14 protein-coding genes are annotated in these 14,450 nt (G+C 63.3%); 8 read left to right on the top strand and 6 right to left on the bottom strand.

Features of this window, described 5'->3' with window-relative positions:
* Window positions 1-46: 46 nt before the first annotated feature.
* From hemE to V5B59_RS16170, 6 genes are all read left to right on the top strand, one after another.
* A complete protein-coding gene (gene hemE / locus V5B59_RS16195) occupies window positions 47-1,123 on the top strand; it encodes a uroporphyrinogen decarboxylase (RefSeq protein WP_034915004.1) in 1,077 nt (358 codons plus the stop codon).
* Between the two features lie 284 nt (window positions 1,124-1,407).
* The gene (locus V5B59_RS16190) at window positions 1,408-3,411 is read left to right on the top strand and encodes a primosomal protein N' (RefSeq protein WP_169070756.1); all 2,004 of its coding nucleotides are present in this window, start codon (window positions 1,408-1,410) and stop codon (window positions 3,409-3,411) included.
* Window positions 3,412-3,485: 74 nt separating this feature from the next.
* The gene (gene rlmD / locus V5B59_RS16185; protein WP_169070755.1) at window positions 3,486-4,793 is read left to right on the top strand and encodes a 23S rRNA (uracil(1939)-C(5))-methyltransferase RlmD; all 1,308 of its coding nucleotides are present in this window, start codon (window positions 3,486-3,488) and stop codon (window positions 4,791-4,793) included.
* Between the two features lie 100 nt (window positions 4,794-4,893).
* Window positions 4,894-5,964 (top strand): energy-coupling factor ABC transporter permease, encoded by a 1,071-nt coding sequence (locus V5B59_RS16180; protein WP_169070754.1) that lies wholly within the window; start codon window positions 4,894-4,896, stop codon window positions 5,962-5,964.
* 50 nt (window positions 5,965-6,014) lie between these two features.
* Complete coding sequence (gene cbiQ, locus V5B59_RS16175) at window positions 6,015-6,824, top strand: cobalt ECF transporter T component CbiQ (protein WP_169070753.1); 810 nt, start codon at window positions 6,015-6,017, stop codon at window positions 6,822-6,824.
* Window positions 6,821-7,585 carry an energy-coupling factor ABC transporter ATP-binding protein gene (locus V5B59_RS16170; protein ID WP_169070752.1) on the top strand — a complete coding sequence of 255 codons (765 nt, stop codon included), beginning with the start codon at window positions 6,821-6,823 and terminating at the stop codon, window positions 7,583-7,585. Before cbiQ ends, V5B59_RS16170 begins: the two co-directional genes overlap by 4 nt.
* A gap of 26 nt (window positions 7,586-7,611) precedes the next feature.
* Here V5B59_RS16170 and V5B59_RS16165 read toward each other — a convergent pair whose 3' ends face one another.
* Both V5B59_RS16165 and V5B59_RS16160 read right to left on the bottom strand, forming a co-directional pair.
* Complete coding sequence (locus V5B59_RS16165) at window positions 7,612-8,250, bottom strand: alpha/beta hydrolase (RefSeq protein ID WP_034910539.1); 639 nt, start codon at window positions 8,248-8,250, stop codon at window positions 7,612-7,614.
* A 34-nt stretch (window positions 8,251-8,284) separates the two neighbouring features.
* Window positions 8,285-8,593: a (2Fe-2S) ferredoxin domain-containing protein gene (locus tag V5B59_RS16160; protein WP_169070751.1), complete on the bottom strand. Its 309-nt coding sequence runs from the start codon at window positions 8,591-8,593 to the stop codon at window positions 8,285-8,287.
* 275 nt (window positions 8,594-8,868) lie between these two features.
* Here V5B59_RS16160 and V5B59_RS16155 point away from each other — a divergent pair, with 275 nt between their 5' ends.
* Complete coding sequence (locus V5B59_RS16155) at window positions 8,869-9,891, top strand: DnaJ C-terminal domain-containing protein (RefSeq protein ID WP_169070750.1); 1,023 nt, start codon at window positions 8,869-8,871, stop codon at window positions 9,889-9,891.
* Window positions 9,892-9,897: 6 nt separating this feature from the next.
* Here the strand turns inward: V5B59_RS16155 and V5B59_RS16150 are convergent, their stop codons facing one another.
* From V5B59_RS16150 to yjgA, 4 genes are all read right to left on the bottom strand, one after another.
* Window positions 9,898-11,016 carry a VanZ family protein gene (locus V5B59_RS16150; RefSeq protein WP_169070749.1) on the bottom strand — a complete coding sequence of 373 codons (1,119 nt, stop codon included), beginning with the start codon at window positions 11,014-11,016 and terminating at the stop codon, window positions 9,898-9,900.
* Between the two features lie 72 nt (window positions 11,017-11,088).
* Window positions 11,089-11,598: a glutaredoxin family protein gene (locus V5B59_RS16145; protein ID WP_169070748.1), complete on the bottom strand. Its 510-nt coding sequence runs from the start codon at window positions 11,596-11,598 to the stop codon at window positions 11,089-11,091.
* Between the two features lie 142 nt (window positions 11,599-11,740).
* The gene (gene mog / locus V5B59_RS16140) at window positions 11,741-12,340 is read right to left on the bottom strand and encodes a molybdopterin adenylyltransferase (protein ID WP_372703686.1); all 600 of its coding nucleotides are present in this window, start codon (window positions 12,338-12,340) and stop codon (window positions 11,741-11,743) included.
* Window positions 12,327-12,866, bottom strand: a complete 540-nt coding sequence (gene yjgA, locus V5B59_RS16135) for a ribosome biogenesis factor YjgA (protein WP_169070746.1) — start codon at window positions 12,864-12,866, stop codon at window positions 12,327-12,329. Before yjgA ends, mog begins: the two co-directional genes overlap by 14 nt.
* A gap of 119 nt (window positions 12,867-12,985) precedes the next feature.
* On the opposite strand from yjgA, the gene pmbA reads away from it, so the two are divergent.
* Window positions 12,986-14,359 carry a metalloprotease PmbA gene (gene pmbA, locus V5B59_RS16130; protein WP_169070745.1) on the top strand — a complete coding sequence of 458 codons (1,374 nt, stop codon included), beginning with the start codon at window positions 12,986-12,988 and terminating at the stop codon, window positions 14,357-14,359.
* Window positions 14,360-14,450: the final 91 nt, after the last annotated feature.

Here is a 14,450-nt window from a genome sequence, read left to right as displayed (position 1 = left end):
ATAATCGAGCTTTCGCGGCGCATTCCCCGCTGCGGCGGAGCCCAACGTGACCCGACCCTGCAACGATACTTTCCTGCGCGCCCTGCTCAAGGAACCGACCGAACATACGCCGGTCTGGCTGATGCGACAGGCGGGCCGCTATCTGCCAGAGTACTGCGAAACGCGTCGGCGTGCCGGCAGCTTTCTGCAGTTGTGCAAGAACCCTGCCATGGCTTGCGAGGTGACCCTGCAGCCACTCGCGCGTTACAATCTCGATGCGGCGATCCTTTTCTCGGACATTCTGACGGTGCCCGATGCGATGGGCCTCGGGCTGTATTTCACCGATGGGGAAGGACCCCGCTTCGAACGTCCGCTGCGCGAGGAATGGGCGATCCGCGACCTGACTGCACCAGACCCCTGGGATCACCTGCGTTATGTGATGGATGCCGTCAGCGAAATCAGGCGGGCGCTGAACAACACCGTGCCGCTGATCGGCTTTTCCGGAAGTCCTTACACCCTGGCATGCTACATGGTCGAAGGCGGTGCGAGCAGCGATTACCGCTGCATCAAGGGCATGCTTTACGACCGACCGGATCTGCTACATCGCATTCTGTCGGTCACTGCCGATGCGGTAAGCGCTTACCTCAACGCCCAGATCGAGTCCGGAGCACAGGCAGTGATGATATTCGATTCCTGGGGCGGCTCGCTTTCGGCTGCCGCGTACCAGGAATTCTCGTTATCCTACCTGCAACGCATCGTTGCTAGTCTCATCCGCGAGCGGGCAGGTACACGGGTTCCGTCGATCGTGTTCACCAAGGGGGGGGGCCTGTGGCTGGAATCGATCGCCGATATCGGCTGCGATGCGATCGGCCTCGACTGGACAATCGACATCGGCGAAGCGCGCCGACGCGTGGGTCACCAGGTTGCCTTGCAGGGCAATCTCGATCCTGGAGTGCTCTTCGCCTCACCCGAGAGGGTAGCCGCCGAAGCCAGACAGGTGCTGGACAGCTACGGTTTGCACAACACCGGTCATGTGTTTAATCTGGGCCACGGGATTTCCCAGTTTACGCCACCCGAAAACGTAACGGCACTGGTTGATGCGGTACACACCCATAGCCGCCTCCTGCGTAGAAAAATCGAATAAATCGTCTTCTACCAGTTGACTTATTCACAGAAATGGCCACAACTTTCGCCGTCTGCTGAAAACCAGTGGCTTCTCATGGCTATATTTCCATCCTATTGATTTAAAAGGTTTTAAAAATTGCCTATTTTTCCGGCGATCTCCGGAAACCCTTGTGAACAGGGCCTTTGCGCCACTTTTCGGCAAGCTGATCCACAGAGTTATCCACAGATCTGTGTATAGGCTGGAAAGCCGAGATAACTGAATGCCTTAGCTCGCAAACGCGTTTCCCGGATCGGATCTTCCGCATGCAGATTGCCCGCGTCGCCCTAGACGTGCCGCTTCGCCGATTCTTCGACTACCGGGTTCCCGAGGGAGAGCGGATGTCGGTGGCGGACATCGGCTGTCGGGTTCGTGTACCCTTCGGTCAACGCCACAAGATCGGTATCCTCGTTGAGTTGGCTACCGATACGGACATTCCGCTTGCACAGCTCAAACCGATCGAAAGCATTCTTCGCGAGCTGCCGCCATTGCCCGCCGCCTGGTTTCGCCTGACCAAGTTTTGCGCGGCCTATTATCACGCGCCGCTTGGGCAGGTGATGCTGTCTACCCTGCCGGCCGGACTACGCGCGCTGGCACCACCGAAACCTCGGCCGCTTCGGCAGCGCATCGTGGACGTGCCGGCGCAGCCAGCGCCGCTGCTGACCTGCGAACAGGAAGCTGTGCTGACGTCGATAGCTGCAGGTAACGCCCGCGCCTACCTATTGCACGGCGTCACCGGCAGCGGCAAGACCGAAGTCTATCTCCGCCTGATCGAACGCTGCCTGGCGGTGGGGCAACAGTCGCTCCTGCTGGTACCGGAAATCAACCTGACGCCACAACTCGAAGCCCGGGTCACGGCTCGTTTTCCAAATGCCGGGCTGGTCAGCCTGCACAGCGAGTTGGGTGAGGCTGCGCGTAGCCGCAACTGGCGTGCCGCACTGACTGGCGAGGCACGTATCGTCCTCGGCACCCGCCTGGCGGTATTCACACCCTTGCCCGAGCTTGGCCTGATCATCGTCGATGAAGAGCATGACTCGTCGTTCAAACAACAGGACGGCATTCGCTATTCGGCGCGTGACCTGGCCGTCTTCCGCGCTCACGATAGTGGCATCCTGATTGTCCTTGGTTCGGCGACTCCTTCACTCGAGAGTTGGGCCAATGCCCAGGGCGTTGACGGGAGCGGGCGCTATCGGCTTCTTTCGCTGCGGGAGCGGGCCTTCGCGGGTGCCTGCCTGCCCCTGCTGCGGTGTATCGATACGCGCTTCGACAAGTTGCAGGATGGACTCTCCGGAGCCCTGCTGCTGGCCATCGAGCAACGTCTGGTGCGTGCCGAACAGAGTCTGGTTTTCCTCAACCGGCGCGGCTACGCACCGGTCCTGGCCTGCGCGGCCTGCGGCTGGACTTCACATTGCCATCGCTGCGCCGCCAACCTGGTTCTGCATCTCGCCGACCGCTGTCTGCGCTGCCACCATTGCGGCTTCGAGGCACGCGTCCCAAAGCTTTGCCCGACCTGTGGCAACCAGGATCTCAGCGCCTTCGGTCGCGGTACGCAACGGATCGAGGCAGTCCTTGCAGAGCGCTTCCCACAGGCACGCATCCTGCGTGTCGATCGTGATTCGGCGCGCAGCCGCAAACAATGGGAAGTCCTGCTGGCGAGAATCCATGGGGGCGAGGCTGACATCCTGGTTGGCACGCAGATGCTGGCCAAGGGCCATGACTTCCCGAAGCTCACGCTGGTCGGTGCGATCGCCCCGGATGCCGCCCTGTTCGCCGCAGACTGGCGCGCCCCGGAGCGTCTGTTCGCACAGTTGATGCAGGTGGCCGGGCGCGCCGGCCGTGCCGACCGGCCAGGCGAAGTGCTGCTGCAGACACAGTTTCCCGAACATCCGCTCTACGCCGCGCTGATCCGGCATGACTATCCGGCTTTCGCCGCCATGCAGCTCAAGGAGCGACAGCAGGCCGGCTTCCCGCCCTATGCCCATCAGGCCATGCTGCGTGCGGAATCTCCACGGATGGCTGACGCACTGGGCTTCCTCGCCAGCGCTCGTGCCCAGCCGGTGTCCGACGAAGATCTACAAGTGATCTTTTACGATCCGGTGCCGATGCGCCTGTCCCGTCGCGCCAGTCTCGAACGTGCACAGTTGCTGGTCGAGTCGCCATCACGGCGAGCCTTGCAGCGCTTCCTCGCCCACTGGGTGACCCAGCTCGAAGCCATCAGGGCGCCATCCCGGCTACGCTGGCACCTGGAAGTCGACCCCTTGGAGTTCTGACCCGCCAATTATCGGCCTGTGAGCCGAGCAGACATTCGCGATAGAATCGCTCGTTTTCTCTGCGGAAGCGTCGCATGCCTACTGGAATCATTGAGTCGCTGGACCACGAGGCGCGGGGAGTGACGCGTCTTGACGGCAAAACGGTTTTCGTCGAGGGCGCCTTGCCGGGCGAGTGCGTCGAGTACGCCAGCTATCGCCGGAAACCCAGCTATGAGCTGGCACGCACGCTGCATGTGCTGGCATCGTCGTCGCAGCGGGTGACGCCACGCTGCCCGCATTTTGGCGTCTGCGGCGGTTGCAGCATGCAGCATCTCGATCCACAGGCGCAGGTCGCGGCCAAGCAGCGCCTGCTCGAGGACAATCTCTGGCACCTCGGCCGCATCAAGGCAGACCAGCTCTACACGCCGATTTACGGCCAGCCATGGGGCTACCGCTATCGAGCGCGCCTTTCCGTTCGCCTGGTGCTGAAGAAGGGTGGCGTTCTCGTCGGCTTCCACGAGAAGAAAAGCAGCTACGTCGCCGACATGAAACAATGCGAAATTCTACCACCACGCCTGTCGGCGATGCTCTTGCCGCTGCGCGAACTGATCGGCGAGCTGTCGATCCGGGATCGCCTGCCGCAGATCGAGGTGGCTGTTGGTGAACGGATGACTGCGCTGGTGCTGCGCATTCTCGAAGGCCTCGATCCGGCGGACGAGTCTCTGCTGCGCGACTTCGCCGACCGCCATGCCGTGGTCTTCTACCTGCAGCCGCAGGGGCCGGCGACGGCTTATCGCTTCTATCCGCTCGACGGGCCGCAACTCTCCTACCAGCTCCCCGATTTTGCGGTCGAGCACGCTTTCTCGCCAACCGAGTTCACCCAGGTCAATCACGCGATCAACCGCGTGCTGGTGCGGCGTGCGCTGGCCCTCCTGGCCCCGCAAGCGGGCGAGCGCGTTGCGGACATGTTCTGTGGGCTGGGCAACTTCACGCTGCCGATTGCCCGCTCCGGCGCGCGCGTTCTGGGAGTCGAGGGTAGCGCCGAGCTGGTTCGCCGCGCCACCGAGAACGCTGCGGCGAATGGCCTGGACAGGCTCGCCGAGTATCGCCTCGCCAACCTCTTCGAGACCACTCCGGACAGCCTGGCGGCGCTCGGCCGCTTTGACAGGATGCTGATCGACCCGCCGCGCGAAGGTGCTCTCGAACTGATCAAATCGCTCGATGCGGACGGCCCGCGGCGAATCGTCTACATTTCCTGCAGTCCCGCCACGCTGGCACGCGATGCGGGCATTCTCGTCGCCCAGAAGCATTACCGGTTGCGCGGCGCCGGCGTGGTCAATATGTTTCCGCAGACTTCGCACGTCGAATCGATCGCCCTCTTCGAGCGCACGCCAGCGAGCTGAGCTTCGCTCTGCAGCGCCGCGCAGGTCCACGGCCACAGCAGCGCTTCGCTTTGTGACAGAATCCTCCTGTGTAGGCGCGATCATTGAGCGGGAGAAAGTAATGCACATGGCGGATGCACTGTTGTCGCCGGCTGTCGGCGGCACGATGTGGGCAGTATCAGCGGGCATCATTGTCTATTGTTCGAAAAAGGTCACGGACGAACTCGACGAGCGCAAGGTGCCGTTGATGGGCGTTCTCGGCGCCTTCCTTTTTGCTGCCCAGATGATCAACTTCAGCATCCCCGGCACCGGTTCGAGTGGCCATCTCGGCGGCGGGCTGCTGCTGGCGATTCTGCTCGGGCCGCATGCAGCTTTCCTGACCATTGCCTCGGTACTGGTGGTGCAGGCGCTGTTCTTTGCCGACGGTGGTCTGCTGGCTCTCGGCTGCAACCTCTTCAACCTGGGATATTTTCCGGCATTCATTGCCTACCCCCTGATCTACCGGAAAATCGCAGGTGCGCGGCCAGGCCAGTTGCGCCTGAGCGTGGCGGCCATCGTCGCAGCGACCGTCGGGCTGCAACTGGGAGCGTTCGGGGTCGTCGTCGAGACGGCCAGCTCGGGGATTTCGTCGCTGCCTTTTGCCACTTTCGTGCTGTTCATGCAGCCCATTCATCTGGCCATCGGAATCGTCGAAGGCGTGGTGACGGCCGCGATTGTCTCGTTTGTCCATCGTGCGCGGCCAGAATTGATCGGTGCAGCAGCCCGGCCAACGGTCACGCCTGGCCAGCAATCGCTGCGCAAGCTGCTGCTGGCTTTCCTCGCCGGGGCCGTGCTGACCGGTGGATTGTTTTCCTGGTTTGCGTCGAAAGACCCGGACGGACTCGAATGGGCGATTGCCCAGGTGAGCGGCGAGGCCGAGCTCAAGGGGCCCGAGCAGGGAATGCACGCGACACTGGCCGCGCTTCAGGAGAGGATGGCGATCCTGCCGGATTACGCTTTCCGGAAGACCGATGCCGGAGGGCAGGGCAACGGAGGCAGCGATGGCAACGGCGATGCCAATCCGGAAAGCCGGCTCGGCAGCAGCGTCTCGGGGATCGTCGGCGGTCTGCTGGCGCTGCTGCTGGCATTCCTGATCGGCTTCCTGCTCAAGAGACGCGTCCACCGCATGCCGCGTGCCGGCGGCTTGTCTTGATGGCGTACCGCCAGGCGCCAGTCGCTTTGCTTTCCCCCTGAGCGCGCAGCATGGCATCGATCGAGAGCATGGCCGCAAACTTTCGGCGCCTCGACCAGTTTGCCCGCGCGGATACCGCCATGCACCGTCTCGATGCACGTGCCAAGGTGATGGCGACGCTAGCCTTCATCGTCGTCGTGGCGTCTTTCGACCGATATACGGTGGCGGCCCTGCTGCCTTTTTTCATTTTTCCGATCGTTCTGGCCGCACTCGGCAAGCTGCCGACGGCTTATGTCGCCAGGAACGTTGCCGTGGCCATCCCCTTTGCTCTGGCGATTGGCCTCTTCAACCCGCTTTTCGACCAGCAGGTGCTTTTCAAGCTGGGGTCGATCCCGATCAGCGCCGGCTGGATTTCCTGCCTGTCGATCGTCGTGCGTGCCGTGCTCACCCTCAGTGCAGCGCTGATTCTCATCGGCGTGACCGGATTCCCTGCGGTCTGTGAAGCGCTTGAGCGCCTCGGCATGCCGAAGGTCCTGGCGATGCAGATGCAGTTCCTCTACCGCTACCTCTTTGTCCTGATCGAGGACACCAGGCGCAGCGCCCGCGCGCTGGAACTGCGCTCGTGTGGCCGGTCGCCGCGCCTGCCGACCGTCGCCTCGCTGATCGGATTTCTCCTGCTGCGAACCTGGCAGCGCGCAGATCGCATCCACATGGCGATGCTCGCCAGGGCCTACCGCGGTGATTTCCACAGCCGGAAGGTCGGGAATTTCGGTAGCGGCGAAGTCGCCTTTGTCGCTGGCTGGCTGGTCCTCTTCGGTCTGTTGCGTGTGTACGACGCGTCGCAGCTTCTTGGCGCGCTGGTCGGGCGGGCGCTGCCGTGAGTCACCATCTCGTCGAGCTGAAGCGCCTTGGCCATGTCTATCCGGATGGTACCGCCGCGCTGAGCGAGGTTTCGCTCCGCATCACGCACGGCGAGTGCGTTGCCGTCATCGGTGCCAATGGCGCCGGCAAGTCGACGCTGCTGCTGCACCTGAACGGCTGCCTGGTCGCCAGCTCGGGCGAGGTACGGGTGGGCGACTTCCCGCTGACCCGAGCAACCCTGCCGCAGATACGACGCACCGTCGGCATGGTCTTCCAGGATCCAGACGACCAGTTGTTCATGCCGACGGTCTTGGACGACGTCGCCTTCGGACCGCTCAATCTCGGCTTGCCACCGGCCGAAGCCGAAGAGCGCAGCCGCGATGCCCTCGCTCTGGTCGGCGCCTGGCACTTGCGCGACAAGCCACCGTACCTGCTTTCCGGTGGCGAGAAAAAGCGCGTCGCCATCGCCACGGTGCTGGCCATGTCGCCGGACATTCTCGTCCTGGACGAACCGACCAGCGGCCTCGATCCCTTTGCGCGCCGGCAACTGATGGCGCTGCTCAAGGACTTTCGCCACACCCGGATCATTGCCAGCCACGACCTCGACCTGGTGATGGATCTCTGCGAGCGCACCGTCGTTCTCCACGACGGGCGAGTCGCCGCGGACGGGGAAACGCGTGAACTTTTCCGGGACGACGCGCTGCTCGCGCAGTGCCGGCTGGAGAAGCCGTTTTCGATGCAGGGGTGTCCGGTTTGTGGGGTCGTTCGGCGGATCGCCTGACGGTGCCTGGCGGGTACCCTTGCCGCTCAGTGCCGCCATGCGTGGCTGACGATTTCGCGGATCAGGTGCAGGCGGCGGTGAAAGAAGTGGTCGGCACCGGGAACGACGATTACCGGCAGGTCGAGTGGCTTGGCCCAGGCGATGACGTTGGCCAGCGGCACGGTGGTGTCTTCGGAACCATGAATGACTATGGTGTCTCTCGGGACGGCCTTGGTGTGGTAAGTGCGAGCGCCTTCGACGAAACCCGAGGCGGTGCCGACGAGCACCAGCCGCTGTGCCGGATGGCCGGCGGCGAGCAGCGCTTCGGCGACGCGGGTCGCGACATAGGCGCCGAAGGAGAAACCGGCGAGCGCGATCGGCAGATTGCCGTAGCGACATTTGGCTTCCGCGAGCACGGCCAGCAGATCCTGGCTTTCGCCGTTGCCTTCGTCGTGTTTTCCCTCGCTCAGGCCGATGCCACGGAAATTGGGACGCAGCGCCACGTAGTCGAGGTGGATGAAGGTGCGCGCCAGCGTCTGCACCACCTTGTTGGTATTGCCACCGCCGAACAGCGGGTGCGGGTGGGCGATCAGCGCGATGCCGCGCGGCGCGCCGGGATTCTCGACGGTGATGTCGATCTTGCCGACCGGTCCGTCGATCAGCAGTTGTTCTGCCTGCGGTCTCATCGTTTTTCCTTCACAGATGTCGCGCTGCTTCCGTTCAGATGCGCAGACGGTCGACGACCCGCCCGTGTACCAGATGCTCCTGGATGATCTCCTCGATGTCTTCGCAGTCGACGTAGCTGTACCACACCTCTTCCGGATAGACGACCAGTACCGGTCCCTGGTCGCAGCGGTCCATGCAGCCGGCCTTGTTGATGCGGATCTTGCCGGCGCCCTTGAGGCGCAGTTCGCCGATGCGGTCCTTGGCGTAGGTCTGAGCGGTGGTGGCGCCGGCATTGTTGCAGCAGGTCTCGCCCTCGGCGCGCTGGTTGCAGCAGAAAAATACATGATGCTTGAAATAGCTCATAAGACTGGCTCCTTCGGGTGGATTGCTGGCTGCGGTGCTCGATTCTAACGGTCATGACTTTTCCAGACACCCCCGATCATGAAAGTCGGGAGTTGCTGACGCGACCTTCATATTAACCCCGAATCTGCTATTGCCGCTGCCGGACGCGCATACCACACAGCCCACAGATCTGCGGGCTTTGATCCCTGATCGCGTAGAATGCTCACAGCCCTGGTGCCTGCGGTCGCCAACATCCTTCCCTGGCGCGCGGCGCGCCAGCCTTACTTTGATCATTGATGAGTATCAGCGAGGACCCTTTCGCCATCCTTGGCGTACGCCGTGACGCATCGCTTGACGAAGTCAAGCGCGCGTATCGTCGGCTGGTCATGCAGTGGCACCCGGATCGCAACCCCTCGGCAGCTGCGGTGAGCGAGTTCATGCGTGTGCAGGCCGCATACGAACTGCTGCTCGACCCGCAAAGCCTGGCCGAGTGGCGGCTGGCGGCAACGAGCAGGGAGCGCAGCACAACCGCCGCCGGGCCGGTCGCCGAAGATCAGACGCAATACCTGACGCTGACGCTCGAGGAGGCGGCAGAGGGTTGCCAGAAGAACATCGAACTGCTGCACCGCGTTCGCTGCGCGAGCTGCCGTGGCAGTGGCCGGCTGCAGCACAAGCATTCGCTGCCTTGTCCCCGTTGCAGCGGCTGCGGTCGGGTTGCACGCAAAGGCGGCGGAACGAGTGTGTGCGAAGGATGCGGCGGGCGCGGTTACCTGCGCGAGACGGTCTGCACGGACTGCTCGGGCAGTGGCTGGCGCCAGGAATGGCGAACGCTGGCGGTGCGCGTGCCGGCGGGTCTGCGCGACGGCGAGCGTCTGCGCCTGGCCCGGCAGGCGCCACTGGCCCCCGGCCAGACCATTGCCGGCGACCTCTACCTCGAGATCAGCCTGGCCGCACATCCGCTGTTCGTTCTCGATGGCCATGACCTGCATTGTCAGTTACCGGTGAGCATCTTCCGGCTGCTCTGCGGTGGCCATGTCGAGGTGCCGACCCTGCGCGGCACGACCAGCTTCGAACTGCCGCCGCAGCGCTCGATTGAACAGCGTCTGCCCGGCCTGGGTTTTCCGCACCGGCAGGGTGCCGCGGTCGGCGATCTGGTGCTGCATCTGCAGTGCATCTGCCCGCAAGCCGCTAGCTCCGAGGATCTGGCGCTGCTCGAGCAGCTCGAAACGCGCCTGACGGCCGACCTGGATCGACGCGCTCCGGAACTCGCTGCCTGGGAACGGCAGTTGCGTGCGCGCCGCCATTCGGGCGACGACTGAGCGGTGCTACAGGTCGCGGACGACCATCGTCAGATAGGGCAGGGCGACGAAGGGCCAGAAACTGGCAACCCAGCGGGTAAGACCGTTGAAGTTGAGGAAGTGCCCTTGTCGCCAGGTTGCCAGCGCTGCTTCCGAGTAGGGGTTGGCCGGCGTCAGATTGACCAGCGCGGTGCCGGCCATCAGCGCCACGCCAGCCAGCACGATGCGGATTGGCGCTGGCAGCAGCAGCAGCAGCGAGAGCAGCACGCCCCCGATCAGCAGTCCGAGTTCGGCGCCTGGTGTCAGCCAGGCGAAAGCGTCCTGCGGAGCGACCAGGACCGCGGCGGCGAGTGTCCTGATCGCCAGGGCAAGTACGAAAAAGGCGAGCAGGGCGAGATGCGGTGCTGCCTGATCGGCCAGCAGCGTGCGCGCAAATAGGCCGATGACGATGCTGTTGAGAGCGATGACGCCGGCTTCGAGAACGAAGAACGAGTGCGCCGCGTAGGGAACCGCCGGCGTCAGTTCGAACACACTGCGCAGGTCACCGGTGGCGAACAGCAAGGTTTCCGGCGAGAGTTGCGTCAACAGCCAGGTGCCGAGCAGCACCAGACCGAGGTCGAGGTGATCTATCGGTGCCAGCAGGGCCTGCTGAACCTGGCCGATGCGCCGGAAGATTTGCTGACCCCTGGAGAACGCAATGAGCGCGCCAATGGCGGTGCCGCTGGCGTTGCACCCCAGATCAAGGTTCGACGGCACGCGCGACGGCAACCAGTTCTGCAGGCATTCCATGGCCAGGCTCAATAGGCTGCCGAGCAGCAGTGCGACGATGCTTGCGGTCCAGCGCCCGCCTGGCAGCCGGCGCATTGCCAGCGCCAGCAAAAAGCCGAGCGGCAGGTAGGCGACGAGATTGACCAGCAGGTCGAATACCGTCCAGTAACGCGGCCAGGTTGAGGAAAGAAACTCCAGCGGCGATACACCGAGGTCGCGCCAGTTGGTGAAGGGATAGAGGCTCGCGTAGATGATCAGCACGAGGTAGGCCAGCGCCAGATACAGCGGCAGCCGCAAGGAGCGTGCGAGCGGCGGTGGCGCTAGGGTTTCGTCAGCCTCGGGAAAGGGCTGGGGTGGCGGTAGCGGGGTTTGCTCCATGAGATCACCGCCAAGCGTTGCAAAACGGCAATTCTAGCGCCTTAATGTGAAAGTCGCGTCCGCCAATCGCGGCTAGCGCATCCAGGGACCGAGCAATCGGGAGAGCGCCTGCTCGTCGAAGCCATGCACCAACTCGTCCTTGCCGACCAGGATCGTCGGGATACCGCCGCCGCCAAGCAGCCTGTTGAGGTGTTCCGCACGCGCATCGCGCTCGACATCGATTTCGACGTAGGAGATACCGTGCTGGGCAAAGAATGCTCGCGCCTTGGCACAGTATCCGCACCAGCTGGTTGCATACATGAGGACTTCCGGCTGGGCGGTCGCAATGCGGGCGGCAGGGGCATGCTGCCGGTGCTGCACGGCATAGAGACCGCCGATGACGATCAGGGCGATCGCGAAGCACACGAAGCGCTTGCTGCGTCGCGACGGCGGTACGACCCGAACGCCGACCGGCCGAACGTTGAGGGCGTCTTCGGCCTTGTTGTAGGCAACGCCACAGGCAGGGCATTGCCAGTCGGGCGCAGTATCGCTTGCCAGGCGCTCGTATCGGCAGCGCGCACAGCGCTTGGGTGTGATGTACATATGGGTTGCGACAGCGGAGGGGGTTGGGGCAGGGGTCAGACGACTCGCTTGATGCACGACCGAACTGCCTGGATGATCCGGCACAGCCGGTCAGCAAGATTCAAAGGAATGAAAGGGCTTGCCACGGCAAACGGGCCAAGCCTCAGACCGCCGGTCCCGGCCGGCGTGCGGATTTTGGCCGGAAGGCCTTGATCACCGCGTCGAACGTCTCGATATAAGGACCGCCGATCAGGTCGATGCAGTAGGGGACCGCAGCGAAGATGCCGTTCGCCAGCACCGTACCGTCGGCAGCCTTGACCCCTTCCAGGGTTTCCCGGATCGATTTCGGCTGCCCCGGTAGGTTGAGGATCAGTGCCTGGCCACGGATCACCCCGACTTGACGCGAGAGGATGGCGGTCGGCACGAAGTTGAGGCTGATGCGCCGCATTTCTTCACCGAAGCCCGGCATCACCTTGTCGGCGACGGCCAGGGTGGCTTCCGGCGTAACGTCGCGCGCAGCCGGGCCGGTGCCACCGGTGGTCAGCACCAGCTGGCAGCCGACCGTATCGACCAGTTCGATCAGCGTCTTTTCGATCATCGCCTGGTCATCGGCAATCAGGCGGGTTTCCATTCGCCAGGGGCTGCGCAAGGCGTTGGCAAACCATTCGCGCAACGCCGGGATGCCCTGGTCCTCATAGACACCTTGCGAGGCGCGGTCACTGATCGACAACAGGCCGATCCGCAGTTCTTCATCGGGGTTCATGTTCATCGTTGTCGTCGACAGTAGTATCGCCTTCCTGGAGTTCTTTGAGGAGTTGAAAGATGGCGCGGTAGCTGCGCGGTGGCTTGCCCTGTGCCTGCTCAAGCAGTGCGGCGCGGCGCAGCGAACGCAGACGCTGCAGGTCGATCGACGGCGACGTGCTGGCGATGCTGTAGATAACCTTCTCATCCGCCAGCAACTCGGCGCGCAGACGTTCGAGGCGGTGCAGTTTGCCGGTTTCTTCGGCTGATTCGCCACGCACTACCGCCAAGGCATGGCGGATCGGCGCAGGATCCACATCGCGCATCAGGCGGCCAATATACTGCAGTTGGCGGCGCCGCGCATCGTCGTGTCGGGACATGCGCCGGGCTTCACGGACGGCGGCGAGCAGACCCTCCGGGAGCGCGATTTTCTTGAGCCGATCAGCAGCCAGTTCGACGAGTTCCTCGCCGAGCGCCTGGAGTTCTTCCATGGCCCGTTTGCGCTGCGTTTTCGATGGCGGTGCTGGCACTTCTTCAGGGGTGCTCATCGGCTTACGACGTGCCTTTCGCTGTGGCAGGGGGAAAACCGGGAAGGCTTGCAATGCGGCAAGCGGCGCCTTTCGGGGAACTGCTATGATAACGGTTTTTGCCTCTGGCGATCGCCCCCATGCCCCGTTCAAGTTCCATTGCTCCTAGCGAATCACGCTTCAGTCACCGTCTCGAAGTTCTCCAGCAATTGGCACAAGATGTCCTGGTTTATGCCGGCAAGCAGGGAGCCAGCGCCTGCGAGGTCGACGTCTCGGTTGGTTTTGGTCAGTCGGTGACGGTGCGCTGCGGTGAGGTCGAGACCATCGAATACAACCGTGACAAGGGAATTGCAGTCTCGGTCTACCTGGGTCAGCGGAAAGGGCAGGCGAGCACTTCCGACTTTTCTCCAACGGCCTGGCGCGAGACTGTCGACGCGGCGCTGAACATCGCCCGCTTTACTGCCGCCGACCCCTGTGCAGGCCTGCCCGACCTGGAGTTGCTGGCCATCGACACCGGCAGCCTACCGGATCTCGATCTCTACCATCCCTGGCTGCTCTCGGTCGAGGCTGCCGTCGAACTTGCCCGGCGTTGCGAACAGGCGGCATTTGCGGTCAGCCCGCAGATCAGCAACTCGGAAGGTGCTACCGTGTCGATCCAGGAAGGGCAGTTCATTTCGGCCAACAGCCTGGGTTTCATGGGCGGCTACCCGAGTTCGCGGCATTATCTTTCGTGCTCGGTGATCGCCGGCAAGAACGAAAACATGCAGCGTGACGACTGGTATTCGACTGCCCGCGACCCCTCGGCAATTGGCTCTCCCGAGTCGATTGGCGAGATCGCCGCGCAGCGAGCCGTGTCACGACTCGCTGCGCGCAAGGTCAAAACCTGCCGGGTACCGGTCGTTTTCGAAGCGCCCCTCGCATCTTCGCTGATCGGCAGCTTCGTGCATGCGGTCAGCGGTGGCAGCCTGTACCGGAAGACCTCCTTCCTGGTCGACAGTCTCGGCAAGCGCATCTTTTCGAGGAAAATGCAGATCAGCGAGCGACCGCATCTGCCACGCGGCCTGGCGAGCAGCTATTTCGATAGCGACGGGGTCGCAACGCATGACCGCGAAGTGCTGGTTGATGGCCGGCTGCAGGGCTACTTCCTGAGCGCCTACAGCGCGCGCAAGCTGGGAATGCAGAGCACCGGCAATGCCGGCGGCTGCCACAACCTGATCGTCCATCCGGGGAAACGTGGTCTGCAGGGCCTGCTCAGGAAAATGGGGCGCGGATTGCTGGTCACCGAGTTGCTCGGTCAGGGTGTCAACTATGTGACCGGTGATTATTCGCGCGGCGCAGCCGGTTACTGGATCGAAGGTGGCGAGATCGTACATCCAGTGGAAGGAATCACCATTGCCGGCAATCTTCGCGACATGTTCCGAAACGTCGCGGCGGTCGGCAACGACGTTCTGGTGCGCGGTTCGAAGCAGGTGGGTTCGCTGCTGATCGAGAAGATGAAGGTGGCTGGCGACTGACGAATCTCCCCTCTCGCGGAGGCGAAGGCGGGGTTTCGCGGAGCATGCTCCGTGCCCATCGAGGGATTCCGGCAAGGGAGGGAGACGGTCT

Origin of the sequence: Candidatus Accumulibacter contiguus, from assembly GCF_036625285.1 — a bacterium.
Lineage (GTDB): Bacteria > Pseudomonadota > Gammaproteobacteria > Burkholderiales > Rhodocyclaceae > Accumulibacter > Accumulibacter contiguus.
The sequence above is the reverse complement of the archived record's forward strand: the minus strand, read 5'-3'. Positions and strand labels throughout refer to the sequence as shown.